The sequence below is a fragment of the Coraliomargarita sinensis genome, from assembly GCF_003185655.1.
GTDB classification, from domain to species: domain Bacteria; phylum Verrucomicrobiota; class Verrucomicrobiia; order Opitutales; family Coraliomargaritaceae; genus Coraliomargarita_B; species Coraliomargarita_B sinensis.
Genome location: NZ_QHJQ01000003.1, coordinates 412540 through 439452, shown reverse-complemented (window position 1 = coordinate 439452; position 26913 = coordinate 412540). Strand labels below are relative to the sequence as shown.

At 56.2% G+C, this 26913-nt stretch carries 17 protein-coding genes; 10 read left to right on the top strand and 7 right to left on the bottom strand.

Annotated features, from left to right (window positions below):
- Window positions 1–20: 20 nt before the first annotated feature.
- From DDZ13_RS06435 to DDZ13_RS06425, 3 genes are all read right to left on the bottom strand, one after another.
- Entirely contained in the window at window positions 21–734 is a 714-nt protein-coding gene (locus tag DDZ13_RS06435) for a hypothetical protein (protein ID WP_110130604.1), read from the bottom strand.
- Window positions 735–945: 211 nt separating this feature from the next.
- Window positions 946–1287 (bottom strand): hypothetical protein, encoded by a 342-nt coding sequence (locus tag DDZ13_RS06430; protein ID WP_199221067.1) that lies wholly within the window; start codon window positions 1285–1287, stop codon window positions 946–948.
- A gap of 117 nt (window positions 1288–1404) precedes the next feature.
- Window positions 1405–1602 carry a hypothetical protein gene (locus DDZ13_RS06425; protein WP_110130603.1) on the bottom strand — a complete coding sequence of 66 codons (198 nt, stop codon included), beginning with the start codon at window positions 1600–1602 and terminating at the stop codon, window positions 1405–1407.
- 323 nt (window positions 1603–1925) lie between these two features.
- Here DDZ13_RS06425 and DDZ13_RS06420 point away from each other — a divergent pair, with 323 nt between their 5' ends.
- On the top strand, window positions 1926–5804 hold the full coding sequence (locus DDZ13_RS06420) for a DUF6288 domain-containing protein (RefSeq protein WP_110130602.1): 3879 nt from the start codon (window positions 1926–1928) through the stop codon (window positions 5802–5804).
- Between the two features lie 193 nt (window positions 5805–5997).
- On the opposite strand, the gene DDZ13_RS06415 is transcribed toward DDZ13_RS06420, so the two are convergent.
- Window positions 5998–6240, bottom strand: a complete 243-nt coding sequence (locus DDZ13_RS06415; RefSeq protein ID WP_233246101.1) for a hypothetical protein — start codon at window positions 6238–6240, stop codon at window positions 5998–6000.
- A gap of 357 nt (window positions 6241–6597) precedes the next feature.
- Here DDZ13_RS06415 and DDZ13_RS15820 point away from each other — a divergent pair, with 357 nt between their 5' ends.
- Entirely contained in the window at window positions 6598–6729 is a 132-nt protein-coding gene (locus tag DDZ13_RS15820) for a hypothetical protein (RefSeq protein WP_269845166.1), read from the top strand.
- A gap of 504 nt (window positions 6730–7233) precedes the next feature.
- Entirely contained in the window at window positions 7234–13176 is a 5943-nt protein-coding gene (locus tag DDZ13_RS06410; protein ID WP_158279818.1) for an immunoglobulin domain-containing protein, read from the top strand.
- Window positions 13177–13302: 126 nt separating this feature from the next.
- Here DDZ13_RS06410 and radD read toward each other — a convergent pair whose 3' ends face one another.
- Window positions 13303–15039: a DNA repair helicase RadD gene (gene radD / locus DDZ13_RS06405; RefSeq protein WP_110130599.1), complete on the bottom strand. Its 1737-nt coding sequence runs from the start codon at window positions 15037–15039 to the stop codon at window positions 13303–13305.
- Between the two features lie 193 nt (window positions 15040–15232).
- Here radD and DDZ13_RS06400 point away from each other — a divergent pair, with 193 nt between their 5' ends.
- From DDZ13_RS06400 to DDZ13_RS15720, 3 genes are all read left to right on the top strand, one after another.
- Window positions 15233–16084, top strand: coding sequence for a GDSL-type esterase/lipase family protein (locus tag DDZ13_RS06400; RefSeq protein ID WP_146209272.1), 852 nt, complete (start codon window positions 15233–15235; stop codon window positions 16082–16084).
- 480 nt (window positions 16085–16564) lie between these two features.
- Entirely contained in the window at window positions 16565–17344 is a 780-nt protein-coding gene (locus tag DDZ13_RS06395) for a transporter (protein ID WP_110130597.1), read from the top strand.
- 23 nt (window positions 17345–17367) lie between these two features.
- Window positions 17368–18381: a hypothetical protein gene (locus DDZ13_RS15720; RefSeq protein ID WP_146209271.1), complete on the top strand. Its 1014-nt coding sequence runs from the start codon at window positions 17368–17370 to the stop codon at window positions 18379–18381.
- A 182-nt stretch (window positions 18382–18563) separates the two neighbouring features.
- Here DDZ13_RS15720 and DDZ13_RS06385 read toward each other — a convergent pair whose 3' ends face one another.
- On the bottom strand, window positions 18564–19022 hold the full coding sequence (locus DDZ13_RS06385; RefSeq protein WP_110130596.1) for an LEA/WHy family protein: 459 nt from the start codon (window positions 19020–19022) through the stop codon (window positions 18564–18566).
- Window positions 19023–19218: 196 nt separating this feature from the next.
- On the opposite strand from DDZ13_RS06385, the gene DDZ13_RS06380 reads away from it, so the two are divergent.
- Together DDZ13_RS06380 and DDZ13_RS06375 are read left to right on the top strand one after the other, a co-directional pair.
- On the top strand, window positions 19219–19599 hold the full coding sequence (locus tag DDZ13_RS06380; RefSeq protein ID WP_110130595.1) for a zinc-ribbon domain-containing protein: 381 nt from the start codon (window positions 19219–19221) through the stop codon (window positions 19597–19599).
- A gap of 144 nt (window positions 19600–19743) precedes the next feature.
- Window positions 19744–20226 (top strand): GNAT family N-acetyltransferase, encoded by a 483-nt coding sequence (locus tag DDZ13_RS06375; protein WP_110130594.1) that lies wholly within the window; start codon window positions 19744–19746, stop codon window positions 20224–20226.
- A 191-nt stretch (window positions 20227–20417) separates the two neighbouring features.
- Here DDZ13_RS06375 and DDZ13_RS06370 read toward each other — a convergent pair whose 3' ends face one another.
- A complete protein-coding gene (locus DDZ13_RS06370) occupies window positions 20418–21386 on the bottom strand; it encodes a hypothetical protein (protein WP_146209270.1) in 969 nt (322 codons plus the stop codon).
- A gap of 332 nt (window positions 21387–21718) precedes the next feature.
- Here DDZ13_RS06370 and DDZ13_RS06365 point away from each other — a divergent pair, with 332 nt between their 5' ends.
- Window positions 21719–24211, top strand: a complete 2493-nt coding sequence (locus DDZ13_RS06365; protein WP_146209269.1) for a hypothetical protein — start codon at window positions 21719–21721, stop codon at window positions 24209–24211.
- 247 nt (window positions 24212–24458) lie between these two features.
- Entirely contained in the window at window positions 24459–26738 is a 2280-nt protein-coding gene (locus DDZ13_RS06360) for a DUF6288 domain-containing protein (protein ID WP_233246100.1), read from the top strand.
- Window positions 26739–26913: the final 175 nt, after the last annotated feature.

Sequence of the window (26913 nt, the reverse complement as noted above, 5' to 3'; positions counted from 1 at the left end):
CGCAGACCCGAATCATTCGATTAATCTCCGTAAATAATTTTCTGCAATTCTTCCTTGGTCAGGCGAGGTGGCATCTCAGAGGTAATATCTTCTGGGTAGAACCGCACGGCAAGTAGTGCCAGGTAGTCCATGTCTCGAAGCAGTTGGTCCAGGGGCGCAACAGAAACGTATTCCTCCGCACCATATATTGCGGCAATGACTGTCAAATCCCCGATCTGCGATGCCATGTTCATATTTGTGCCGCGGGTGCGTAACTTATCAGATGAAAAAATATCCCAGAAGTTGTTGTTCACCTCTGCTTGCTGGGAGGTAAAACTTGGATTAACCCGAAAGACGCTCTGCCAATCATCGTCCTTTTTCCGAATAACATACTCTGCGTGAATGGTTTTGGCGTATTCCTTTAGCCCACCTGAGTGAACGGTATGCAGGCCATTGCCGGGTTGCCATACGCTGATACCCACGACCTCCTCTTTCTCGATAAGAATCACGCCGACACAGAAACTCTTCATTCCTTCAGGCTTTTGAAATGAGTTTCTGAGCGTGTGGACGCCCAATAGCTCGCGAAGAATCATGTCATCTCCTTCGTGCCTTTCATAGTTATCGTTATAGGCAACTTTCTCTTCACAGCCCGTCAATAAAAGGAGTAGTGGAAGGAGAATGCGGATAGAGGCCGAGCTGGCTGAGGGGGGTAACCATTTCATTGCTTCAGAATCGTGCCAGCTTGTGAGTGTCATTTCAAATCATTTAACGTTAGGGATGGTTTGGAGGGGGGTAGGTCGAAAATTATCGTCTAAGGGGGGGGAGCTGGAAGCTCCCGCTACTATGGTGTCGGGTTAATGTGATGGGCCTGCTACGCGCAGCTCGGGAGAGCTGCGTTCCCGGGAACGCAAAACTCCGGTTTTGCGAGGGACGATAAAAGGGACGAACGCAATTTTTAGCTGCGAGTCAGTTCAGATGTTCCAGGTCGTCCAGGTTCCGGTGTCGCCCGGCGGCGATCTTTGCTTTTCGCAAGCTTTGGACACTGAGCAATCGGGTGGGCGCCCCATCGACCATGATGGATTCGCTACTTTGGTAGGCTTCATCAAACTCAAGACCGGCAACTTTAGTTAGCAGGTCAATGGCAACGGGCGGTCTGCCAAAGGTGAAGACGTCCTGTTTTTTGGTCGAAAGGAAATCGCTGAGGCTGATAGCATCGAGCGGCAGCCAAAGTTGGCAAAGGCGTTCTGCAGTCGTTGATAATTGGCTTCGGTCGGATTGACCCAAATGTCGATGTCGCCGGTGGTTCATGATAGCCGTGAAGGATCACGGCATAGCCGCCTACCAAAATGGCTTCAACTTCGCACTGGTTTAAGGATTTTAGGAAATCGACGAAGTCCTCGTTGAGCAGATTGGCTTCAATCTCTCTCATTTCCGGAGGCGTTTGGAGAAAGCGGTTTTATCCATTTTGGGCCAGTCTTTGCCGAGGAAGCCATAGTTCACCTGCATGAGATATTTGAAACTTTTGGATCGTTCCTCAGCTGACATCGCCTTGTAAGTCGCTTGATGCTCCGCAGCCGCTTCGGCGAAGCTTTGTTTCTTGAAGCTGGTTCGATCCAATCGCACGTTATCAGTTTCATTCTCGGGATGGGTCTGTCAAATCATGCTTTTGGGGGAGGATTCAAAGGGACAGGCTAATAATTAGTTTCTGAGTTAGTGGCAGCACACGCGCAGTTCGGGAGAGCTGCGTTCCCGGGAACGCAAAACTCCGGTTTTGCGAGTTTGTTTTCCATGGGCCGGAAAAACGGGGGCTTGCATCAAACAAACCTGAACCCATCGTCGAGCCTTTCTTTCGGCAGCTCAGGTTGCCGAAGCATTCGGGCCATCACCGTCCTGGCGACGGCGGTGGCAGATCTGAATGTCATTTCCAACCAAGAGAACCCGTCTCCATGTTTCACCGTCGATTCTTCGCCGCCCTAGCCACATCTTTTCTGTTCGTCTGCTCACTGGGAGCCGGCGATCTGCGTTTCAATCAGTACTACAGCGACGGCATGGTGCTCCAGCGGGACAAGCCCCAGGTGGTGCATGGTTTGGCGGATGCGGGCGCGTCTGTCACGGTCCGTTTTAACGGCCAGAAAGTGTCGGGCAAAGCGGACGACAACGGGGTCTGGTCCGTCAGCCTCGAGCCGATGCCGGCCAGCGACGAGGGGCAGACGCTGACGCTTGCCAGTGGCGGCGGTGAGGTGGCGATCAAGGATGTCCTAATTGGCGACGTGTTTCTGGTCGCCCGGCAGACAGCTCTTGAGGACGACATGAACCAGAAAGCGGCTGCCGCTTACGCGCCCTCGGCCAAGCTGCGTGCGATCCGGATCCAAACCGTGCCGGCCGCGGAGCCACAAGCCGACCTGCCCAATGGTGCCACCACTGGTTGGAACGTGGTGGCCGCGGAATCCGCCTCAGCGATGAGCGTTGTCGGGTTTGAGTTGGCGCAAGGGCTCGCGGGGCAAGTCGATGTGCCGATCGGCGTGGTCGACCTAAATATGGGCGATTATTTCCCCATCAGCTGGCTCAGCCGCGAAGCGCTGCTGGAGACCTCAAAGTATTTCAGTAACAGTTATGTCGACCAGATGATGAAACGCTTTGACGAGCTTCACGAGCTGGCCCAGCAGGGTGAACCGATGCCCAAAAAAGAGCCGGTCCGGACGGATCCCCTGAATTATCCGATTTGTCCGGCCGTCGGTTACAACGGTGTGCTGCATCCGCTGCGCGGCGTGGCATTCAAGGGGGTAGTGCTGCAACTGGGCAATAATTACCCCTATTCGAAATATACGAAACTGGAGCGCGAGGGACGAAATCTCGACCGCGAGGCCCTCAATAACGCTTATGTCCAGACCTATGACATCCGTAAAGTTGGCTTCCGCATGGATCCCGAGACGACTCCCCGCATTCCCGCGGTCTGGCGTTCGACATTCGGTGACCCCGACCTGCCGATCGGTTTGGTCATGACGCCGGGCTCCGATTTGACCACGCTGGCACGGCGTGCCCGTGAGATGCGTGAGCTGCAGCGTCAGATCGCCGAAGACAACGAAGCCGTGGACGTGATCATGCCGGGCATGGCGGCGACGCCCATGAGTGCCCAGCCCCGCGACCAGAAGCTCGTCGCCCAACGCAGCCTGAAGTGGGCCCTGGCTCAGGTCTACGCCCGTGAAGAAGTGATGGCGACCGGGCCGGTTTTTGATCGTGTGGAAACCTTTCTCAACACCGCTACGGTTCACTTCAAGCTCGGCACGGCCGAGGGGCTGCGCGCGACCGATGAAGTGCTCGAAGGCTTTGAGGTTGCCGGCGTGTCTGGCGATTATACCCCGGCGACAGCCCGCATCAGCGGTAAGGTCGTCGAAATTGAGAGCGACACGGTGCAACGGGTCGCGCGGGTGCGGTTCAATTGGAAGGAAAACCCCGAGGTTGAGTTGGTGAACGCTGCCGGTCTCCCTGCCTTGCCCTTCCGTTCGGCAGACGAGCTTTACGCCTGGTTCCACCGCCACGCTGAAGACGACCTGCCAATTGAATACGAGACGCCGGCCAACGAGTGGACGGGCGGCGATGTCACCCTGGTCAACGGCCAGACCAAGACTTTCGGCTACTCCAACTTTGCCGGATGGCTCGGCCCGGTCGGTGTCCGGGTGGGACCGTTTGGCCCGAACATGGCGGTTCGCGACGTGCTGGTCGACTCGCCCGCGGAGGGCAAGCTCAAGGTCGGCGACGTCATTTACAGCGCCAACGGCCACATGCTGGGAAGCGAGGCCGAGCGCGTCATGTCCGCGGCGATCACCGAAAGTGAGACGATGCAGCGCGACGGCAAGCTCACCCTCGGCCTGCGCCGCGGCGACGAGAATATGGAGGTCGAGGTAACTCTTGAGGTGATGGGGTCCTACAGCCCCACCGCTCCCTTCAACTGCCCCAAGACCGATAAGATCGTCGCTGAAATCGAACAGTGGCTGGTCCGGCGGGGTGGGACCGGTAATAACTTTCTCAGCAGCGATACCCTTTTCCTGCTGGGTGCGGGCAACCCCGAGCACCAGGGGCTGGTCCGACGCTACATCTACAGCGATCTGATCGGCAACCAACCTGGCGACAACAACTGGTATCTCGGGTACGACACCATGCTCATGGCTGAGTATTACCTCGCGACCGGTGACCGGAACGTGCTGCCCGCGATCAAACGCTACACCGATAAGATCGAGTCCAACCAGATCCGTCCCGAGGACGCCAAGGGCCTGACCGGCCGCATCGGTGGCTGGTATGGCAAGGGCCGGGATTTTCGGATGTATCCCGCGATGCCCCCTGCGGCCGCCGCCTGTATGCTGGGGCTGCACCTCGCGCGCGAGGCGGGGGTCGATGTCGATGAAGACGCCTATCAAAAGGGTCTGGAATATTTCCGCAAAAAGGGTGCGCCCGTCGGACAGGTCATTTACGGCAATGCCTGGCGGGACAAGCCGGAGCCTTTCGACCCCAATGAGATCCTCAACGGTACCGTGGGCTCGGACAACGGAAAGATCTCGGTGGCCGGCGTGCTCTTCGATCTGGCCGGGGAGGCAAGCGCCGCTCACATCTGCTCGTTGGCCAGTACCTATTCCTACAACCACACCTATCCCGGGCACGGCGGCAACTTCTGGAATAACTTCTGGACCCCCTTGGGGGCCAATGTCCACAGCACCAAGGCCTTCCTGCATTTCATGGACGGCCATCGCTGGTATCGTGAGCTCAATCGCATGTACGACGGCAGCCTGATCATTAATGAAAATGACCGGGTCGGTGCGGGCCACGGGCTCGCGCTGGTCGTTCCCGGTAAACGTCTGCGAATCATTGGTGCCGGCAGGTCGCCGTTTTCGGTCGATGCCCCGGACTTTCTCAAGCCGGCTGTCGAGGCTTACCAGGAGCGCGATTACGCCCGAAGTGAATCGCTTGCACGGGCCCTACTGGAGGACGGCACCGCCGCCAAGGCGGATAGGCCGATCGTGGAGAAACTCGTGCAGGAAGCCCGCTCAATCCAGCAGAGTATCGAAGCCGACCTTGCGCGACTGGAACGTCTCGTGGAAGCGGGGCGTTTTCATGAGGCGCAGCTCGACCTGCCGCAACTCCGAGGCGTGCTCCCCGAGGGAAGTGACCGGCTCACACGGGTTGAGAAAGGCTTGAAAGGTGAAGCCCGCGCCAATGACCAGCAGCTATACGAGACATCGCAGGCAGCCCTCGTGGCCGCCACCAGCAAACGCGTCCCACTCGAGGCCAACGAAAACCTCCAATGGAGGCCCCTGACGACCGAACTTGATGTCGAGAAGGGAAAAAAGAAAGGCATGTACGCCATGGGCAAAGTGCCGGCCGAGCAGGCCAGTGAATGGCGATTGAAAGTGATCGAACACATGTCGCAGGCCCCCGAGGGTTGGGCAAAGCCGGACTTTGACGCTTCCTCCTGGGATTCAACTCCTCTGCCGATTTCCTGGTATCTGAATCATACCGCGTTGCTGCGGACGACCTTCAATGTAGAGGACAAGGCGCAAATCGAAGCGCTGCGTTTCCGTGCCTGGCTCTTCCGCCAGCAGGCGATTGAGGTCTATTTGAACGGCAATCTGGTGGCCAAGGTCAACCAGCTCAAGAAGAAGACGGGCAATGTCAGCGCCATCCTCAACGCCGGGGCGGTGAACCATCTCAGGAACGGCGAAAACATACTTGCGATCAAAACCCGGCAAAACTGGCGCTGGGGCATGCTTTTCATGCGGGTCTACAATGACGGCTTCGGCTTCATGCTCGATGCCGGAGAAGCCGGGGAGTAATATTCTTTTCAGAAAGGTTTTGATTCGGTAGGGCGTCAGCGTCCTTGCTGCGCACAGAACTTGCAAGGGGGTACGAATGTTCGTGCGGACCGGAGCCCCGTCTTCGCTCTGAGAGCTACGCCGTGGCGCAGCGGTCCTGCGCTACCCCAATTAAATCCGATCATACCTTTGTAGATTTCGTATAAGCGCCTTTTCAGGAATCGGGATGGCCGTTCGCTTCGTAGAAAGGTTCCAGAGTTTCCAGGTGCTTGCGGATGATCCCTCCGATTTGGTCCGCCGGTAAGCGATCGCGGTGCAACTCAAAGATCGCGACCAGCAGGGCCAGTTCGATATCCAGGGGCTTGACGCTGGCCGTCTTCATTTCCTGAAGAATTTCGAGGGCCTGGCTTTCGGCTTTTTTGTAATCGTTGAAATTGGCATCTAGCGGATTCGTCATCATTCCAGAAAGCTCGGTCCGCCCCCAGCCTGTCAAGACCGCAACAAGAGCTCAAATAAAGCCGAATTAATATTTAGGGACAGGATAAATAATTTTTGCGTGCTGAGTTTTACGGGCAGGATCTTGTCGATGTGAGAACACGGAGAACAAATGTGAGTGGAGGCAATGTGGTGTATCACGACATGACGCGTTCGGTGAGCGTGAGAAGGAGATCTTGCGTAAAATGTCTGGCAGGTGGGTGAATTCTCAGGAGTAGAAATCCTGACTTACTGCATTATGGGGAATCACTTCCATGTTCTGGTGCGGGTTTTTGACGGATAGGAGGTCTCGGATACCGAACTGATACGGCACGACAAGGTGCTCTATCCGAAACCGACGAAGTATCAGGAGGCATCGGCGGTTCAAATGGCGAAGACCCATGAGGAAGGTGGCGAGGAAGCGGACGCGATTCGCCGAATGGAGGGGAACGGGCTCAAACGCAAAAACTAAATATTAAGTGCTTCATAATGAACTGACTCACGTAGTTTTCTGCCCTATTTGATGTTCTTGAGCCACTCATGGAGATAGATCGTGTTTCCTTTTCCAGTTGCGGTGATTTCGGCCTCTATCTCTTACTGCTTCGGCCTTGGGCGAGGGGAATGTGGTGAGATCTTTGCATTCCTCCTTTTTATGATGCCTGCGGCTTATAAGGGATATTAATGATTAAAATTATTGATCTAGGTTAAATTTTTTCCTTTACTTCGTATTTTAACATTTAATTTACCCACTACAATACCATACACAGCTTGGTGGCTTGTTCCGCCCGAAAGTAAATTTGAATTAGTAAGATTTCCTACCAATCGGCCTCTGATAAAGCGATTTCCTAGAAATCAATTGGCTCTGGTCCGGCGAAGCTGACCAGACTGAAGAAAAGCCATACCACCGATGTCACGGGCCAGACCGTTTCTCGTTCCTGTAGGCAGGGGCCAGATTTCGATTCTATCCCGACAGGCCATGACTTTCCTTCCTACGATCCTCCGTTACCTGATTTTCAGTCTATCCGCTCCCTTTGCTACCCTCGCCGCGCCGATTACAGTGCTGGAGGATGACTTCGAGTCTTACGCCACGGGGGTCGATACCCTGGTTTACCCGTGGTCTGTAACCGAAGTAGGTTCGGCTGGTGTGGTGGGCAGCGGGTTCGGCGTTGACGACGCCGCCGGATACCTGGGCGGAGGGGTCGCAGGTAGCCCCTCGGCTTGCTGGGTACGAGGTACGGCCTGGGTCGAGGACCCGACCAGTGACAACCGCCCGATCTGGAAGGCGTCGCTGATGATTGGACTGCGGGGCTCGACGAATGGTCAGGATGACCCCTTCTCTGTGGAAGTCTACAATCAGGATGGCAACCGACTGGTGCAGTTGGCGTTCGCCAACCTTGGGTCGACCTTTTCGCCTTTCTACCGGAGTTCGGCCGAGCCGGATGCGGTGACGAGTGGATTGGGGCTTGCGGAAAATACCGGCTACCAAGTCGAGCTTCAGCTCGACTTTGAGACGAACCGTTGGTCGGCCTGGATTGGTTCCACTGCGATTGTCACCGATCAGCCCATGGCTGCGGAAGGGGTGGCTGCTAATACGGCCAGCCTTGCTCTGGCATGGTTCATCACGAACCCGGGAACACCGGGGGACAACTTGGTCTATTTCGATGATGTCCGCGTCGAGAGGATCTCCGGTCCCTATCCATTCATCGACACGCCCCCCAGCGGAGTCGTCGCAGAGGCCGGTGAAACGGCTACTTTCGAGGTCCAAGCTTCGGGCGAGGCGACCTTGAGCTACCAGTGGTGGAAAGATGGGGCGCCATTGGATGGCGAAACCTCGGCGGCGCTTGTGATTTCCGACCTAGATCCAACCGATTCGGGCAGCTATTTAGTCGTGGTTTCAAATTCCCGCGGAAGCGTCGAGTCACCGCCCGCATCGCTTTCTGTCACCGCGCCGGGTTCGCGGAACCTTGTGGAATGGGGGCCTGCCGCGAGTGACTCTAACACCATGCCTGCGGGCATTTCCGACTGGATTCATGTCGCCTGCAGCCAGTCAACCGCAAGTGGCGGCCTGGCAACGGTCGGCGTGCGGGAAGACGGCACGGTGCTGGCTTGGGGCGATGGGGCGAATGCTCAAGTGAGCGCCCTGCCAGTTGGGATTTCGGCACGGCATGTGGCTCTGGGCACGGGCCACGGGCTCGCCGTTTTGCGTGACGGAGGGATTGTCGGCTGGGGAGATGACAGCTACGGTCAGGCGACCCCACCGACGGAACCGGACGAACCGGGTGCCCGGCGGGTGGCGGCCGGTGTGCGACACAGTATTGCGCTAATGGAGGATGGGACCTTGCGCGGATGGGGGAGTAACTACACCCCTTCTGGCTGGAGCTCGAGCTACACCGGCCAAGCGAGCCCGCCGAGCGGTTCATCTTTTGGCGCAATCGATTGTGGCTACTACCACGGCATCGCTCTGCGGGTCGGTTATGGTGGTGCCATCGAGACTTGGGGATCGAACGGCTCGGGACAGTTGGATGTTCCATACATGTCCTCGGTCAAGGCGATCGCCGCCGGGGCCTATCACAATCTCGCGGTTGATGGGAACGGCAATGTCGTCGCGTGGGGGCGGAATGCCGAGGGGCAGTGCGACGTGCCTGTAGGGCTGACGGACGTGATATCGGTCGCGGCTGGCTACAACTGGTCGGCCGCCCTGAAATCCGACGGGACGGTTGTCACCTGGGGTGGCGATGGTTCCGGCGAGGCCTCGCCTCCCGGCGGTCTTTCCGATGTTCGCCTGATCGCGGGCGGCGGTTACTCGGCGGCGACGATTTTTGGGAACCCGTTCTCACCGGTGATCGCCTCTGAGCCTGAAGACGTGACCGTGCCTTTTCACTCTCCAGCATCGTTTTCAGTCGATGCCTTTCTGCCGGTTTCCCAGGGGACGCCTGAGCCTTACGTGAACTTGCGATGGCACATCGGGGAGTCCGGCGACTTTACGCTGCCCGTCACTGGCTACATTGGTTCCCGGTCCGACTACTCCACGGGCAAGCTCGATGAACAAACCGACTTCTGGGTCCGTGCCTATGCCACGGATGACAACGGTGATGTCAGCACATCTATTTCCAGCCGGACGGCGACTGCTTTTATGGATCCTGTGCCGGTGGTTCACGATTGGAGCCCCCCAACAGCAATTGGTGATGGGGACTCCGCGACCATCGAAATTGAGTTTGGAGCTGGTTCGCCGTTCTCTGTTGAATGGTTCCGAGATGGCGTTTCTTTGGGAGCTGGAGAGGTCAATGGGTTCGTCGCACGGCTGGATATCACAGGTTTCTCGGAACTGGAGGATGCCGGTATCTATCAAGCAGTGGTCACGAATTCTCTTGGCGACGCGGCCTCCGGTGAGATTCCGGTCGAACTCCGGAGTGGACCCCCGGATCTCTCGGTCCAGTTGCTGGCCGATCTCGAAACGGCTCCGCAACTCCCCAATAGCTCGACGGCCAGCAACTTTAAGGTCGCGGAGGTGAATGGCTTGAAGGTCTTCTCTTCCCAGAGCGGTATCAACGAGAGCCACACCTATGCGATGGATGCGGCCGGGGAAGTGACCGAGATCCGGACCCGGGCTGCGACTATGCTGCGGGTAGTCAACGGCAGCATCGTCGGCCATGACTACGATGGACTCTATGCGATCTCACCGGGCGACGAGGTGCCGGTCGATCTCGCGGCCGTCAGCCAGGTCGGTTGGATCGGCGAGATCGGGGGAGTTCACTATTTCGCCGGCAGGACCGCGGAATATGGCAACGAGTTGTGGCGGACCGACGGCACGCCGGACGGCACCGAACAGGTTGTCGACCTCTATCCCGGTCCGGCTTCGGGCTTCTACAACTCAAGCTCGAACTATGTCCGGATTCTCGGTGATCGGATCTTCTTCGTTGGTTCGGACGCTGTCTCGGGTCAGGAGCCCTTCGCGTCGGACGGGACCGCCGAAGGGACCGAGCTGCTGGCAGACATCCGGGCGGGGGGTGGCAGCTCTCAGGTGCAGATTCAAGCGGTGAGCGAAGACCTCGTCATGTTCCTCGCGACCTCCGATGCGACCGGAGCCGAGCCATGGGTCACCGACGGAACCCCGGGCGGCACCTTCCTCCTTTCCGATTTTCGTCCCGGCAGCAACGGAACTTTCCTGAATGTGGCCGGTGTGTGGAATGGAGACTTCGTGTTCAGTGCCAACACCGGATCCGGCACCAAGATGTATCGGTTCGGTCCGGGCATGACATTGCCGCAAGTCATGGGCAACCACTCGGTTTCGAGAGGGAAGCTCTATCCGGTCGCCGGAGGATTTTTGTTTTCGGGATACATCGAGAATTCCGATGCCGGTACCGAGCTCTGCTTCTCAGACGGTACGCCGGCCGGGACCGTGTTGGTTATGGACGTGGATACCTCAAGATATGGTTACGTCGGCGGTTCCTCGCCCAACAGCTCGGATCCGACTTTTCATGCATCGGTAGGTTCGCGGCACCTCTTCATCGCTCGAATGAATACCTCGGCCAGCGAGCTATGGTCAACCGACACGACATCCTCCGGAACCTTGCCGCTTATCGAGTTCAATTCCGGTGAATATTCGACGTCCATCCGCTTTGCGTCCGGTGCACCATCGGGAATCGGTGCTGTCTTTCTGCTAACGTCGGACGGTGAGACCGGAATCTGGACCAGTGACGGCACTCCGACCGGGACAGTCGAGGTTGCACCGTTGGTCCGACCGGACGGATTGAGTTCCTCCGTTCTTTCCTTCGAATGGATCGGGTCGTTACTTTATTTGACCGGCAACGATGGTAGCATGTGGACGTGGAGTCCCGGCTCGGATGAGGCGGACTGGCTCGGACAGTTCGAGCTTGCGACGACCAACAACACGGTTTCACCCCTGACCGAGATCGACGACGAGGTGTGGGTCTACGCCTACGACAAGGGCGCCGGACCGGAATGGTGGAAGACGGATGGCACGGCGTCATCGCTGCAGCAGGCGACGGATCTCTACGGGGCGAGTTCGACGGCCTCGAGCAATCCTACCCTGCTGGCGCCACTGGCCGGGGGCGTGCTCTTCACGGCGGAGTCGGAGGGATCCCGGAAGCTGTGGGTCACCGACCCCGTCAACGCCGAGCCTAGGTTGGTGGGCGACTACCGACCCAGTTCGGTCGTGTTACATGGCGAACATGCTTATTTTTCGTGGATTGGCGACAGCGGTTGGGACCTGTGGCGCACCGACGGAACCGCGGACGGAACCGAGCGGGTGACCTTCCGGAATTTCGAGGCCATCCGCGAGATGGCGGCGGTTTCTTCGATGGACGGGATCGTCTTCGGTGCCAGACCGGAGAATACAAGCTCGTACTACCACGAGCCGTGGTTCTGTGACGGAACCGACGCCGGAACGGTAGCCATGTTGGAAGGCATCACGGAAATCCAAATCCGTGATCCGAAGTTTGACGATACCCGTGAGATTGGCGGTTCCATCGTGTTTCCCGTCGACTACTGGGTGGACGTCTCCGGCGGCACCAATTACGGGCGCGGCAAACGCATGGTCTCGTGGGACGGGGGCACGCCGGTCAGGCTCGTGACCGATCCCTATGGAACATCCTACCAACCGGAGCCTTTTGCCAGCGACGCGACACGGGTCTTCTTCAGGCGCTACGACAATCAAACGGGCTGGGAACCGTGGGTCACGGACGGAACGGTTGCAGGGACCGGCATGATCAAGGACACCGTCCCGGGCTCTTCCTCCAGCCAGATCGAACAAGCCGTCTGGCTGGACGGCGAACTGTTCTTCGTGAACCAGAGGACGAAGCTTTGGAAGACCGACGGCACCGCGGCAGGGACCTCAGAGGTATGGGGCGGTGACGGGAACCTGATCCGCAATCTCACGGTATTCCGGAACGGCCTGTATTTTACGCTTCGCGATGACCTGTGGACCAGCAACGGCACGGCGGCCGGTACGGCACTGGCTGTCGCGGATGTCGGGTGGTCGTACTATTCCGACGGAGGCTTCTCGGGGATGGTCGAATTCGATGGGGCTCTCTTCCTCTATGGATCGATCGGTTTGGTGCGTTCCACCGGAACCACTGGCGGAACCTACAAGATCGAGACCCACCGGATTGACGAGATGATCTCTTCTGAAGACCGACTTTTCCTCAGGCCGGGTACGGGCTGGAGCGATGTGGGAACCGAGTTGCTGGTGCTGACACGTGCGGTGCCGGAGGCGGAAATCGCCGGATCGGCCAGTTCGACCAGCGTGGGCGCCGAAGGCCTTGTCCTGGAGGTCGACTCCGACGACCCCGATCTCTCCTTCCAGTGGTATCAGGGCGAGGTGGGAGATCGGTCCCAGCCTGTCGGCGAAGGCCTGGCTTCCTTCGAGCCGGGCGCCGGTCTCGGGTGGCGGCGGTTCTGGGTGAGTGTCTCGGCGGACCTCGCCACGACCGAGGTCGGGCCCTTCGATGTGGAGGGTGTGACCGAGCTCGAAGCTTGGGCGAGGTCGATCGAACCGGCGTCACCCGGAGGTATGTCACCCTTGGATCTTGATTCCGATGATGACGGAGACGGCCTCGAGGCCATCCTTGAGTTCGCCCTTGGAACTGATGTGGAGGTGTCCGACGCGCCTCCTGAACCATTGCGTCTGGAATGGGTGGAGGTCGAGGGCATTGAGGTGCTCGCCTTTGTCCATGCGCTCCGGACCGGACAGTTCAGCGGGGTCACGTATATCGTCGAGCACTGTGGTCGGTTGGGAACTGATCCATGGGTTCCTCTATCTGACCAGACATCACGGTTTACGCTGCGGACGCTGGGTCCTGATTTTGAAGAATCGGGACTCGTAATCGGAGTGGTTCGGGGCACGGAGGAGGCTGGAGAATTCTACCGCCTGAACGTCGAGCCATCTGTGATCCCCTGACTGTAAGTAGTCAGTGTGAAAATATGGCCTCAAAAGGGGCAAACGCAAAATCTCAAGCTCACGCACCTGGTACCCATCGGGCCACGGTAGATAATTTGGATTCAAACTTTTCTCGAACCATGCCGTTTACAGTTCTTCGCTGAATATTTTCTCGGTAATTTTCCAAAACTTGCCCTGCTTGCGGGCGATGAGGAATGCGGGCATCCTGAGGTTTGATTGTATGTCGACGACATCGCTCACCGAGCTGATGTTGAGCTTCGATTCGGGCCTTCGCATGTGCGACCTCAAAAAGTTGATCGTAAACTTCTTCAGCCGGGTTGGATCGTTGAGGTAGTGTACTTCGGAGAGGAAGTTGGCGTCGTAATCGTAATACTTTACCTGAAGGAAAGGATTCCCGTTTTTGTCGACGCGCTCCAGCATCTCGATCGAATCCGGCGTGAGCACGTGGGCGTCTTTTGAGAGCCTCGCCTGCTTGAGCTTTTCGTCGGCGTCGATCAACACACTGCCGCAGCGACGGCACTCCCGGGCGGTGATATCATTTTCAGCCGAGCATTGGTTGCAGACCTTGAAGCGGAAACGATAACTGCAGGGCGTGAATTCGTAGGTTTGCGGATTCGTCTGCCCACCGCGGCACTTCCGCCCATAGTGCTCCAGCAGATTCCCGTCCTCGTCGACGATCCCCCAGAAGTCATTGACGAAGCCGCATTCGGGGCAGGGCACCTGCACGGCGACCGATTCCGATGCCGGCTTCCTCTCGCCAATCTCCGGACTGAAAATGCTGTGCCCCATCCCGGTGTAATCCAAAACCAGACAATCCTTTTTATCGGTATCCAAACGCAAACCGCGGCCGATGATTTGCTGATATAAACTCACCGATTCGGTGGGCCGCAGAATGGCGATGACATCGACATGGGCGGCGTCGAAGCCGGTCGTCAGCACGGAGACGTTGACCATATATTTGAAGGCTTTCCTCTTAAACTCATCGACGATCTGGGCGCGCTCGCTCGCCTCGGTGGTCCCCACGACCAGTCGCGCATGCCCCGGTGGCAGATTTTCCATAATTTCTTCCGCGTGTTTCACCGTGGCGCTGAAAATCATTACGCCCTGCCTCTGGTCACTCTCCGTGATATCAATAATGTTTTTGATGATCAGGGGCGTCAGTCGTCTCTGCCGTTGGAGTACTTCCTCCAGTTGTGCCATGGTGTAGCTATCGCTTCCCTCGGTTAGCTCCGAGAAGTCGTAAGAGGTCACAGGGTTGTCGACCTTGACCGGGGGCGTCAGGTATCGGTTTTGGATCATGTACTGCAGTGGCAGGTCGTAGATGCAGTGCTTGAAGAAGCGGCGCTCCTGCGTTTTCACCTCGCCGCGGAGCGCGTAGTTGTAGATCCATCCGAGTCCCAAACGATAGGGGGTCGCGGTCAGCCCCAGGATGCAAATGCGCGGATTGTTTTTCTTAAGTTGTTCCAGGACTTTCGCGTACTGGCTCTCCGGTTCCACCCCGACGCGGTGACATTCATCGATCACCACCAGTGTGAAATCACCAAAAAAGGCATCATCCGCCTTGGCGACCGACTGGATGCTGCCGAAGATGACCTTTTCCGAGCGATCCTTCTGATTCAATCCGGCCGAATAGATGCCGGCCTTCAGGCCGTAGCTTTCATACTTCAAGTGGTTTTGCTCGACCAGCTCTTTAACATGCGCGAGTACCAGGACCCGGCCCTTGGCGATCTTGGCCAACTCAGCAATGACCAGGCTCTTCCCCGCACCCGTCGGCAAAACGATTACCGCAGGGCTCCGTCGCTTCCTGAAGTAATTGAGGGTGCGATCAACAGCCTCCTGCTGGTACGTTCTGAGTTCATACATGGGGCGGGTAAGCTATTTGAACCTTACCTTAAATTGCTACTCAAATCGTGCTTGTTTTCCGGATGGCTGACCTAAGTTGGGTGGCCCTTTTATCCCTGGTCGAATCATTCCCTTTTGCGTTCGACCTGGTTATCGTTCCCTTTAGGAAAGGGAACGATATCAATTTAGTGTTCATCCGTTAAAAGAAACCGTTTTGTTCCATCATCGATTCATTCGTACGGGCAATGTTGCGCTGACTGTAAGCATTCTCGCCTTATCCTTGTGCGCCTGCCGCTCCGCTTCGAAGCAGGGCGCCCCATCCGAAGTGCCGGACTTCCGGGACCCGATCCCGGCGTCGTCCAGCACGAGGATGCCCGAGAAGATCCACGACGACTACTGGCATGGACAGTTCCAACGCGTGAACAAAGCGGTCGCGGCGGCGGAGGATGTGCAGCTCGTCTTCTTTGGCGACTCCATCACCATGGACTGGACGATGCTGAGGGGCTCAGGTCAAGCGGTCTGGGACGCGCGATTCGCCAAGTACAACCCGATCAATATGGGCAATTCCGGTGACATTACTCCGGTCATGCTCTATCGGGTGAACCACGGCAATCTCGACTTCCCGAAGGGGGGAGCACCGAATGTGGCCGTCCTGCTCTGCGGCACGAACAACTATGTGGTTACGCAGAGCGATGGCGGGAATGTTCAGTGGGATCTCGGCATCGACACGCCGCCCAGCGAGGTCGCGCACGGCATCCGTGCCGTGGCCCAGGCCTTCCGTAAGAAGCTGCCGACGACGCGGGTGATTGTGCTGGGCATCCTTCCGGTCCAGCAGGAGGTTAAGTGGGCCAAGTGCCGGGAGACGAATCGTCTCCTCGCAAGCTACCATTACCCCAAAGACGAGGTCGTATTTCTTGACTTGGAAGACCGGTTTATCGACGGGAACGGCAAGCTTAAGTCGGAGCTGTTCACTGATGGCACGCATCTGACGCCCAAGGGTTACGAAATAATGGCCGATGCGATCCAGCCCGAGATAGAGCGCCTGATCGCCTTGGGGCCGATTTAGTGAGGCGTTAAAGGGTCTGAACCGATAGAATTCGGTCAGGCTTTTTTTTGATCTGCCTACACGTCAGAAGTACCGGGTGCTAATCGTAGCTGATCTGGGTACTTGCGGTTGCCTCGTCATCCGTAACGAATCGAATCCAATATGCCTGAAATGCATCGGGTAATCCGTCATGAATGATACTATCTTTTCCGGTTTCCAGGGTGAGGTAGGGAATCTATTTTCCTGCGCGATCTTTGATTTTACTAGGTAATTACGGATCCCTGAATCTGTACGGTCACACACTTCGGGGACCTACGTTCATTTCCTGAACCGGGCTGGCTTTGATCCCTCAAACTCTTTTCGGGAGCCTGAATTCCTTTTCTGGGGTCTTGTGTTTATTAGGCGTTAATAACTTCTTATACTGCTCACTTCCAGTGGTTTACGATTGTTTTTATCAGTCTTGTTCATTGTGTCTGCGATAGCCAAAACAAGCTATCCATTATGCAATTAACACGAACCATTCAATACCTCGGACTTCTTATCCTTAGCTTATGTGCTCTCGTTACTGTAGGTGCAGAGCAGTTTAAAATCAGCTCCGGCGTAGACTACAGCTCCGGTGATTATGGCAGCGATGTGGATACGGAAATTCTTTTTGTTCCGCTTACTTTGAGCTATGCCAACAATCCCTGGAAGGCGAAGGTGACGATACCCTGGATTCAAATCAAAGGACCGGGCAATGTTGTCGGAGGAGGTGATGGTGGTGTCATTATTGGTGACGGGGGCACCCGCACGACGACGGAGTCGGGTCTCGGTGATATTTGGACCTCCTTGAGTTATAGTGTGGAGGAGATTCCCGCCGAGTGGTTCTACCTGGATTTGGTGGGTAAGGTAAAAATTCCTACAGCCGATGAAGACCGGGGACTAGGAACCGGGGAGTTCGACTACACCTTGCAGCTGGATTTTTTCAAGCCACTCGGCCAGCTCACGCCGATCGCTACGGTGGCCTACAAGATCAAGGGTGACCCGGACGATTACGAGCTGGACAACGTATTCTACATCTCGGTTGGTGCTGATTACCGGCTTAACGACAAGACCAATATTGGAGCGACTTTGGATTTTCAGGAAGCCAGCAGTGATTCCTCTGAGGACTCCGTTGAGATCTTCAGTTATTTATCCCACAGCCTGAACGAAGACTGGAAGTTAACCGGTTATACCTACTTCGGCTTAACCGACGGCAGCCCCGATGCGGGTGGTGGTCTTTCGCTTAGCTACTCTCTATAGTCCCCAAAAACAACAAAGACATTATGAATACAAAAAAGACATATATCTCCATCGCTGCCATCATCGGCAGTACAGGTCTGGTCAGCGGTCAAACCGTGACTGAAACGGAAGATCCGACCTTCATCTCGACAGGCGAGCAAAAGGTCATCGACAGTCTGTCCAACGACTTTGAAGACTTTGCCGGTGATGATTCGACGACACTGGTTGAAGCACTTCGAACGGGTAGTGATCTCAGTTATGACGTGGAAACCGAAGTTGAAGTTGAGGTTCCGCTGGTGGACGATGAGGGCAATACTGTTTATGAAACAGTTGAAGTCGAAGTGCAGGAACTTGATGCCAACGGTGATCCGGTTTACGAATTGGACGCCGATGGGAACGAGGTTCCGGTGATGACGATGGAGACGCAGACTATTCTGGATGCCGATGGCAATCCGGTTCCTGTGACGACGACAGAAACACAAACCGTCGTTGAGACCGTGACGGTGGAAAATACTTCCGAACCGCTCGGATTTGGGGAAGTTAATATTGCAATGTTATTGGCTGAGGAAAGTTTGAGCCAACTGGAGATCGAAGGGGACCTTGCCAGTATCTCAGGCACCCTGTTCGGCACGGATCCGGCGGTGGCTGATGGAATTATGGAAATGCGTGCCGAAGGCGCAGGTTGGGGAGAAATCAGCATGGAGCTCTATGGTGTGAGCCTCGGTTCACTCGTTTCAAACGGTGCCGGCGCCCAAGGCATTGGTGCACAACCCTCCGCCGGGCAGTCTGCGAATGCCCGCTCTGCAGAGGCCGGTGCTCCTTCCGGTATTCAGGCTCGCCCACAATTCGCCGGAAAGCCCGAAAGCGCAGGTAAGCCCGAGGGGGTCGGCCGTCCGGAACTTCCGGATCGCCCTGAGAAGCCCGAACGGCCTGAAAAGCCAGAGCGCCCTGAGAAGCCCGAAAGACCTGAAAAACCCGAACGCCCCGAAAAGCCCGAAAGACCGGAGCGTCCTGAAAAGCCGGAACGTCCGGAAATACCCGGTCGCCCGAACCGATAGGATTATTTTAGTATTGTGATCTCAAAGGTGCCTCGAAGGAGGCACCTTTTTTGTGAGATCAGCGGGGAGCGTTTTGAAGCATGACACATCGCCTAGAAAGCGAGCAGGGAACCCAACCTGTGTAGACACTCCGGTATCAAAAAAGAGTTAGGCGGATCATGCCTGCTGTGAAAATCAAGTGACTACCGGATCGGGATAGTGCCGGTTTCGGTGATCGTAGTGGCGGGTAACCAGCGGGAACTGCTGCCGAGTTTGACCCGAAGCGAGTAGGGGAGTTTGTTACCGCTGCTTTCCATGAGGCGGGAAGCCAGGCGCACGCTGTTGATCAGTCCGGCGGCAGAGCGTACGGAAACGACGGCATCGCTGTAGCCTTCGATGGTCGGCAGGTTATTGGCGGTACCGGTAATGACTTCGAGTCCGTCGAGGCTGAGCTCGTAGTAAAGCCCGCCGAGTTTGATTGGTGTGGCGTTGGGGTTGAGGATGCGGAGCCGAATGGTGAATTGCAGGGCGTCCGAATCGCTATCCGTCTTGGTGATGCCGACGAGATCGACTTTAGGCTTTTCCTGATCTCGGTCGAGGGTGGTGCAGGCACCGAGTAATAAAAAGAGTGGCAGGCAAAGGAGCAGGAAAATTTTTCTCATGCGTTAAGGATCGTTGATTTGCCCGTGAGGAGCGAGCGAAAGTTTTATTGCTCAGATGTCAGGGCGAAAAAAGGAGGGCAAAGGCAAAAGATAAAGAAGGGAATCTTTTGCCTGGAAGACTCTCCAATTGACTCCGGGATAGCGTATTTGTCTTATTGCGTTAGGCTGATGCCTCTTATGAACTTCCGCAAAAATTATGCATAGCATTAAACCAGGACGCGGCCCATCGATGGCCGGGGGGATTGGCGGCTTGGCCGCGGCGGGCTTTGGCGTGTTATGGATGGTGGCCGCATCATCGATGGGTGCGCCGCCGATTTTCGTCGGGTTCGGGGTGATCTTTATTTTGGCGGCCCTGGGCAGTGCCGCCTACAATTTTTATAACGCCACTTCGAAGAACCGGTTCAGTCATTTTGACATCACCGGACCGGGGGAGGAGGTCGATCCCTTGGAACGCCGGCACCGCGATGCCCCGCGCGACCCGGTGGAGGGCGGCAAGAAGCCGGCCTTCTGTTCTGACTGCGGCACTAAGATGGAGCCCAACTACGAATATTGCCCGAACTGCGGGAAGGATATTTAACTGACGAAGGCCTCACTGCGGAGCGCAGGAGCATCCGAATTATCGCGATTTTTTTATTTCAGTTCTCGCGTGTTTCTTAGCGTCGATCCCTCTTTTAAGTATATGGTCTGGCACCGGGTGGTTTTCGGGCTAATATCTCGAATTATGATAGAGATACAACGGGCTGACCTTTCGACGCCAGAACATGCGGCGGCCGTGACGCGGCTCCTTGACGCCTACGCTTCCGACGAGATGGGAGGCGGTTCGGGCCTAAGCGATTTTACAAAGGAGCATCTGGCTTCAACCTTGCACAAGCGTCCCCAGACCTACGTGTTTTTGGCATACGAGGACGAGGCCGCGGTAGGTCTTTCGATTTGTTTTGAGAGCTTTTCGACCTTTGAATGCCGGCCGATTCTCAATATTCACGATGTCTTCGTGGCGGCCGAATTTCGTGGTCGAGAAATCGCTCAGGGAATGTTGGCGGCGATTGAATCGCTGGCGGGTGAGCTCGACTGCTGCAAACTGAGCCTTGAGGTTCTCGAGGGGAATCGTCGGGCAGAATCCCTCTATCGACGCTTCGGCTTCGCCGGATACGAACTGGATCCGGCCCTAGGGCGTGCTCTTTTTTACGAAAAGAAGCTTTCTTAGCACTTTAGTTAGAATCTTGTACCGAAGGATTCCCGTAGCCAGGCCCGGGAATTCAGAGGGGCTTAACAGGGGTGGAACGAAAAATCGAAAGACTCGGTTCCAGGTGGATTTTATAAAGGGGGGCAGTCGAAAGAAAGCCCAGTTAAGTCAGGAACCGATTCATCGCCGATATGGATCTTGGCGAGTAGCCATTATTTATCGGGTCTTGGAATCGCCGCCACCTTCTCATGTCCGAAATAGAGTTCCCATTGTTCAGTGTCGGGATCGACGAGAAAGAGAATGGTTAGATCCGTGCCTTCCTTGATGGGCTCTCCCTCGAGTTGTGCCCTCAAGACAAGCTCCGGGTCGTCGCTGGGCAGAGTGCCGTCGGAGAAGAGTGAACCGGTCATGAAGTTTTGCCGGCCTAGCAAAGTGTGAAAAGGGATGACCTGACGGCCATCGCTTAAATAGAAATCGGATGGCTTGAAAACGTAGCTACCGCCGCCAGCATCCTTGTTCGATTTGCTCGCATCCACGTTGATTGTCAGTGCCAGCACAGAACCTACCGGCGGGTCCAGAACTTCGGCGGTTCCGGGGACTGCGGAAAAACTCGTTGTCGGAGCTTTCTCAAAACGATCGACCAGAGACGCTTCGACAATCGTAATTTTTGGTTGGTAGTCTTGCTGTAGGGTGGCGACGGGGCGAGCTGACGCTTCTTTGGATTGCCCCTTCAGGGCGATGTTAAAACTCTGCTCCGGGTTGAAATGAAAGATTACGCAGAGGCGAATTTCCTCAGGCATCGGTCGTCGCCCTCCGGAAAAATCTCGCATGCGAAACTTGGATCGCACGGGAACGCGAAAATCTTTAACGCGGCCATCCAGATTAAATGTGCCGACCGGCACTAATGTTTCATCACCAGTGGTGAGGGTTACTTCGCTGTAGGGTAATTCAAGCTGATTACTGTCTCCCCAATCCACATTCAGAAGCAAAGTAATGAAAACAAACTGCTCGTCCCCATTGTTCTCAATAATTCGTAAGCCATCAAGATGTGCCGAAGTACTGGGGATACTGAAAACTTCCGGGACCCGCGCATCGACGGCTTGGATACTCAATATCTGAGACCTGCCAACGTTGAAGAGAAAAAGTGAAGATAGTAGTATGCTGACGGCTTTTGATTTCATGGATGCGTATGGTGTGATGTTCGAGTGTTCTATGTGTAATTAAATTTAACTGTTTTGAGAGGATTAAATCCAGATATTGTGTTCCCAGTCCGTGTGCTTGAAAGGCGCTCGGACGGACCTTTATCGCCGGAGCAGCTTTTCGCTGCAGGATATTGATGTCGGGAAAGGACAGCAGGAAGCTTTCGCTTCGTTACCTGTCCGGTTATGTTCATGCTCTGTTCCGCTTTATGATGGCCAGCTCCTGCCTGGTTGCTTTCCTCAAGCCTTCACGATAAAGCGATGATGTCGTCATTGCGCCGCAAGGAGTTTACCCGAAATTTGATCTTACTTTCATGAATAGAATTACACGCCATTACTCAGTTGCCTCAATTTCCTCTCTCGGTGCCGCTTTGGCCCTGGCTTGTTTATCCTCTGCGACTGCTGAAGTCGTTTTCGCGGAGAGCTTTGAAAGCCCCGAAGTGAGCGGCTTCCAGAGTAAAACGGTTCCGGACAACGGGCACTGGGTCGGCTCTGCCGGCGCCTACAACGCTAACCTGCGCGGTCTTTATAATGAAACGGTTGCCTGGCCAGACACACCGGAATTTACCACGCCTTATGGTGACCAGGGCTACTTTTTGAACTATTCGACGACCAGTCTGACCACTGCCGAAGGGGCCACCGGTCAAACCATCACAGCCGGAGTCACTTACACGCTGACGTTCAATGCAGCGGTGTTGAAAGACGCGAGTGGGAATTACCGCGCTGAACTGGTGGCCTTCGGCCCCGAGGATGACAATAAAGCACGTAAAAATCCCAATGCCTCTGCGGGTACGGTGGTGGCCAAAGCCGGCGGGCCGATCACGGGCAGTGACATGTCGGACAGTTTCTCGATTACATATACTCCGGAGGAGGACAGCGCTCATTTGGGTAAAGAATTGGGCATCCGTTTTGACGATGCCGATGGGGACGCCCTGTATGACAATGTCCGGTTGATTGTGGGGCACGATTATGCGCCGACTCCGGCGAGCGGAGAGAATCTTTTCAACGGGGGCGAGGTCACACTTACGTGGACAAATATGCCGGCCAGTGCCCCCTCGAACAAGACCTGCGTCGATATCCGCTTCGGTACGGATCCGGATTCGCTGAATCTGGTGGTGGACGGTAAGTTAACTGACACTGCCGTGGTCAATGCACCGACTGCAGGTACGTATTACTGGCAGATCGATTCCTATCCCGAAGGCAATCCCAACGGTATTGCACGCTCCAGCACGATTTACACGTTTACGATTGCGGATACCGATGGCGACGGCCTTCCGGACGATTACGAATTAGCGCAAACCGAGCCTGTCTCGAACACGGCACTCGATCCGGGGTCCGATCTCGATAGCGACCAACTGACTGCTCTGGAAGAATACAAATTCGGCACGAATCCGAACGATCCGGACACGGATGGCGACACTCTTTCCGACGGAGCCGAAATCAAAGGCCTTGCCGGGAAGCGCCCCTTCACAAACCCTCTTTTGGCGGATACCGACGGGGACGGCTTGAGTGATCTTATTGAGACAAATACGGGCGTTTGGAAGAGCGCTGCCGACACCGGAACGAATCCGATGGATACCGACTGGGATGATGACGGCCTCGTCGATGGAGTGGAGACCAACGACAAAAACTACGTTGATAAGTCTGCCACTGGTTCCGATCCATACATGGCCGACACTGATGCGGACCAGGTCACCGACTGGTATGAGGTGACCTCGGCACACACTGATCCAAGTGATGCTTCATCGAAACCGCCGCTGCCATACCCGTTACCCGATCCGGACGGCTCGGCCGGTTCGGTCGACAAGCCGGTAAAGGTCTACATTATGTCCGGCCAATCCAACATGGTTGGCTTCGGGAAGGTCAAAGGATCGGGAGAGGGCAGCCTTGAGACCATGGTCATCCGGCAGAACAAATTCCCCAACCTGATCGATGGATCGAACAAGTGGACGGTTCGAAAGGATGTCCGCTATCGCGGGGTCATTTCCGACCATGAGAACGCAGCGCTTTCCCCGGGCAAGTTAGGTTCCATGTTTGGTCCCGAGTTGGGCTTTGGTTACATCATGGGCTGGTATCACGACGAACCAGTTCTGCTGCTTAAATCATGTACCGGCAATCGTGGACTTGGCTGGGACATTTTGCCTCCGGGCAGCCCGTCCTATGAATACGATGGTCAGATCTATGCCGGTTATGGCGAGGGGCCGAGTAAGCGCCCGATCGGTGAGGCGCCGGCGGAGAATCCCGGTTGGTGGGCCGGCAGGGAGTATGACCGCTTCTTCCTCGATGAAAGCGAGTGGGGCGTTGCTGCCGACCCCGTGACGAATGTCGTCGATGTGCTGGACAACTTCGCGACCGAGTACCCCGACTGGGCCGATCAGGGCTTCGAAATTGCCGGCTTTGTCTGGTGGCAGGGGGATAAGGATCGCTATGATATGGCTTATGCGACCAAATACGAAGAGAACCTTGTCAACCTGATCGATTCGCTGCGGAACTATTATTCAAAACGCTATCCCGGAAAAGTCGTATCCAATGCACCGTTCGTCCTTGCCACGCTCGGACAAACACCGAAGGACGGCGAGAACCCGGCCGAGAAAGCGATTCTTGAAGGGCAGCTCGCGGTCGATGGATCAGCGGGCAAATACCCGTCCTACGCCGGTAATGTGAAAACTGTTTATGCGCACCCGCTCAATCAGGGTGGCGCTTCCAACAGCCATTATAACAAGAATGCTCATACTTATATGCTGGTTGGCGACGCACTCGGGAGTGCGATGGTAAGTCTGCTCGAAGAAGGCTCGGCGTCCGAATAAGTTCAAATGTATCGAAGAGCTTTCCCGCTAGTTGCTTCCAACTAGGCTCATTACTTTGAGATTGGCCCGGGACTGAGATGCGAGCACGGTAGCGTTCAGTTTACATTCGGACCGATACAAATCGTTCGGTTTTCAACTCTCCAACATTATGTCGACCACTTTTCTCAGCTTATGCGCCCGGTTTCTGGGCATCTTCGTCTTGGCGGTTCTATTCAGCGCTCCAACTGAAGCGGCGCGAAAACAAAAAATGGATCACCCCGACCTGACCAAAGGTGAGTCCATTCCCGAGGGCGCCACGCATGACTGGAATCTGGGTGCGACCGGTGCGCGCGGGTGGATGTACAGCGAGAATTTGACCACCTCATATGCGCGGCAGGTTGCGGTGACCGTGGTGGCCGAAGACTCGCCTGCCGAGGGCGTTCTGGAAGTGGGTGATGTAATCCTGGGGGTGGCAGGTCAGCCGTTTTCCTATGACCCGCGCGAAGAATTCGGCCGTGCGCTCACGGCAGCGGAGACACCGCGGGGCGGCGGCGAGCTGGAGCTCTTGCGCTGGCGGGACGGCCGGACCGAAGGTGTGCGGATTCAGCTTCCGGTGCTCGGTGCTTATAGCGATACGGCGCCCTACGGATGCGCCAAATCGAAGGTGATTTTTGAACAGGGTTGCGAGGCCTTGGCCAAGCGCATGGCTAAGCCCGATTACAAGGGGAATCCCATTACCCGCTCTCTGAACGCGCTGGCCCTGCTCGCCAGCGGCAAGTCCACTTACTTCCCTGTGATCAAAAAGGAAGCGGAGTGGGCGGCTCAGTATTCCACGAAGAGTATGGCGACCTGGTGGTATGGTTATGTCATTATGTTCCTTGCGGAATATGTCATGATTACTGACGACCAGTCCGTCATGCCCGGACTCCAGCGTCTGGCGATGGAGGCGGCCGAGGGGCAGAGTATCGTGGGTTCCTGGGGGCACAAATTTGCCGGACAGGACGGTCGGCTGGTCGGCTACGGAATGATGAATGCACCGGGGCTGCCGCTGACCACCTCGCTGGTACTGGCTCGCAAAGCCGGGGTCGATGACCCTGTCGTTCAACGGGCGATTGAGCGCAGCGCCAAGTTGCTGCGTTTTTACACCGGCAAGGGAGCCGTGCCGTACGGTGACCATTCGCCCTGGATCCAAACGCACGAAGACAATGGCAAATGCAGCATGGCAGCTGTTCTCTTTAGTCTTCTGGATGAGCCGGAGCCTGCGAAATACTTCAACCACATGAGTGTCGCCGCCCACGGAGCCGAACGTGATTACGGGCATACCGGCAACTTTTGGAACATTACCTGGGCGATGCCCGGCGTCGCCCAGGGTGGGCCGCACGCGACGGGAGCCTGGATGGATACCTATGGTGCCTGGTATTACGATCTGGCCCGCCGCTGGGACGGCAGCTTCCTCCACCAAGGGCCGCCACAGATGCGTGGTGACAAAACCAAGGGTTGGGATGCCAGCGGAGCCTTTCTACTTGCCTATGCGATGCCGTTAAAATCACTTGTCCTGACGGGTCGGGAAGGGAGCTATGCACCACAGATGGATCCCCGAACTGCCCAATCACTCATCGAGGATGGTAAAGGTTGGACCCGGCACGATCGCCACAGTTTCCACGATGCCTTGAGTCAAGAGGAGTTGCTCGACCGTCTCGACAGCTGGTCGCCGGTCGTCCGGGAACGGGCGGCGGAAGCCTTGGCCCGGCGTAAGGGCGAAGCACCGATGCGTGACTTGATCCGTAAACTTGAATCGGGCCGTCTCGAATCACGCATCGGCGCATGTCAGACATTCATCAAGCTCGGTAAGCGATCGGCACCCGCTTTTTCCGAGCTGCGCGAAACACTGCATGCCGACGATCTATGGTTGCGGGTCAAAGCGGCCGAGGCCATTGCGGCCATGGGTGATGCCGGTATGCCCGCGCTGCCCGATCTTTTGGAGCGTGTGGCCGAGGGGCCGAGAGAGGAAGACCCGCGTGGTATGGAGCAGCGTTTTCTCAGTTTTACCGTGTTCGGGAAAATGTTGAAAAAACATGACCTTGAGAATGTCGACAAAGACTTGCTCCGCAAGGCGGTGGCTGCCGGCCTTAAGAATGAAGACGGACGGGCCCGCTCCTCGTTTACCGGCATCTATCAGCAGCTCTCGATCAAGGAACTCGAACCTCTGCTGCCTGCAATCTATGATGCGATTGTGAAGCCCGCACCCAGTGGGATCATGTTTGCCGATGGGATTCGCCTCGCCGGTCTCCATCTTTTTGCCGACCACAACATCAAACAGGCTATTCCACTCTGCCTTGATCTCATGGATATTCAGAGATGGAACAAGCGCAGCCGCATCAACAGCTGCCTCGACGCTCTGGAAAAATACGGTAGCGCGGCCAAACCGATGCTTCCCCGATTACGCCAACTGGAAAAAGACCTGATGGCCCACTGGGAGGCCAAGGGCCTGCAGCCCATCATCGAGCGGGTCAGAAAGATGATTAAAGATTTGGAGGAGTCCGCTTAAAGAATGAAACTTAGTTAAGAGTATTTACCGTAGTCGCTCTGCTTATAGCCGTGCGACCCGAATCGGCCAAACGGCAGCACTTGCAAGCCCGGGTGACCGGCTGAAGCAGGTCACTTACGTCCAGCAGCAGAAAACAAACTTCTACCGCTTAACGAAGTGCCATTGCACTTAGAGA

What these genes read in the sequence shown, in the direction of transcription:
- DDZ13_RS06435 (WP_110130604.1), bottom strand. Translation starts at nt 734, where the DNA reads ATGACACTCACAAGCTGGCACGATTCTGAAGCAATGAAATGGTTACCC.
- DDZ13_RS06430 (WP_199221067.1), bottom strand. Translation starts at nt 1,287, where the DNA reads ATGAACCACCGGCGACATCGACATTTGGGTCAATCCGACCGAAGCCAA.
- DDZ13_RS06420 (WP_110130602.1), top strand. Translation starts at nt 1,926, where the DNA reads ATGTTTCACCGTCGATTCTTCGCCGCCCTAGCCACATCTTTTCTGTTC.
- DDZ13_RS06415 (WP_233246101.1), bottom strand. Translation starts at nt 6,240, where the DNA reads ATGACGAATCCGCTAGATGCCAATTTCAACGATTACAAAAAAGCCGAA.
- DDZ13_RS06410 (WP_158279818.1), top strand. Translation starts at nt 7,234, where the DNA reads ATGACTTTCCTTCCTACGATCCTCCGTTACCTGATTTTCAGTCTATCC.
- radD (WP_110130599.1), bottom strand. Translation starts at nt 15,039, where the DNA reads ATGTATGAACTCAGAACGTACCAGCAGGAGGCTGTTGATCGCACCCTC.
- DDZ13_RS06395 (WP_110130597.1), top strand. Translation starts at nt 16,565, where the DNA reads ATGCAATTAACACGAACCATTCAATACCTCGGACTTCTTATCCTTAGC.
- DDZ13_RS15720 (WP_146209271.1), top strand. Translation starts at nt 17,368, where the DNA reads ATGAATACAAAAAAGACATATATCTCCATCGCTGCCATCATCGGCAGT.
- DDZ13_RS06385 (WP_110130596.1), bottom strand. Translation starts at nt 19,022, where the DNA reads ATGAGAAAAATTTTCCTGCTCCTTTGCCTGCCACTCTTTTTATTACTC.
- DDZ13_RS06380 (WP_110130595.1), top strand. Translation starts at nt 19,219, where the DNA reads ATGCATAGCATTAAACCAGGACGCGGCCCATCGATGGCCGGGGGGATT.
- DDZ13_RS06375 (WP_110130594.1), top strand. Translation starts at nt 19,744, where the DNA reads ATGATAGAGATACAACGGGCTGACCTTTCGACGCCAGAACATGCGGCG.
- DDZ13_RS06370 (WP_146209270.1), bottom strand. Translation starts at nt 21,386, where the DNA reads ATGAAATCAAAAGCCGTCAGCATACTACTATCTTCACTTTTTCTCTTC.
- DDZ13_RS06365 (WP_146209269.1), top strand. Translation starts at nt 21,719, where the DNA reads ATGAATAGAATTACACGCCATTACTCAGTTGCCTCAATTTCCTCTCTC.
- DDZ13_RS06360 (WP_233246100.1), top strand. Translation starts at nt 24,459, where the DNA reads ATGGATCACCCCGACCTGACCAAAGGTGAGTCCATTCCCGAGGGCGCC.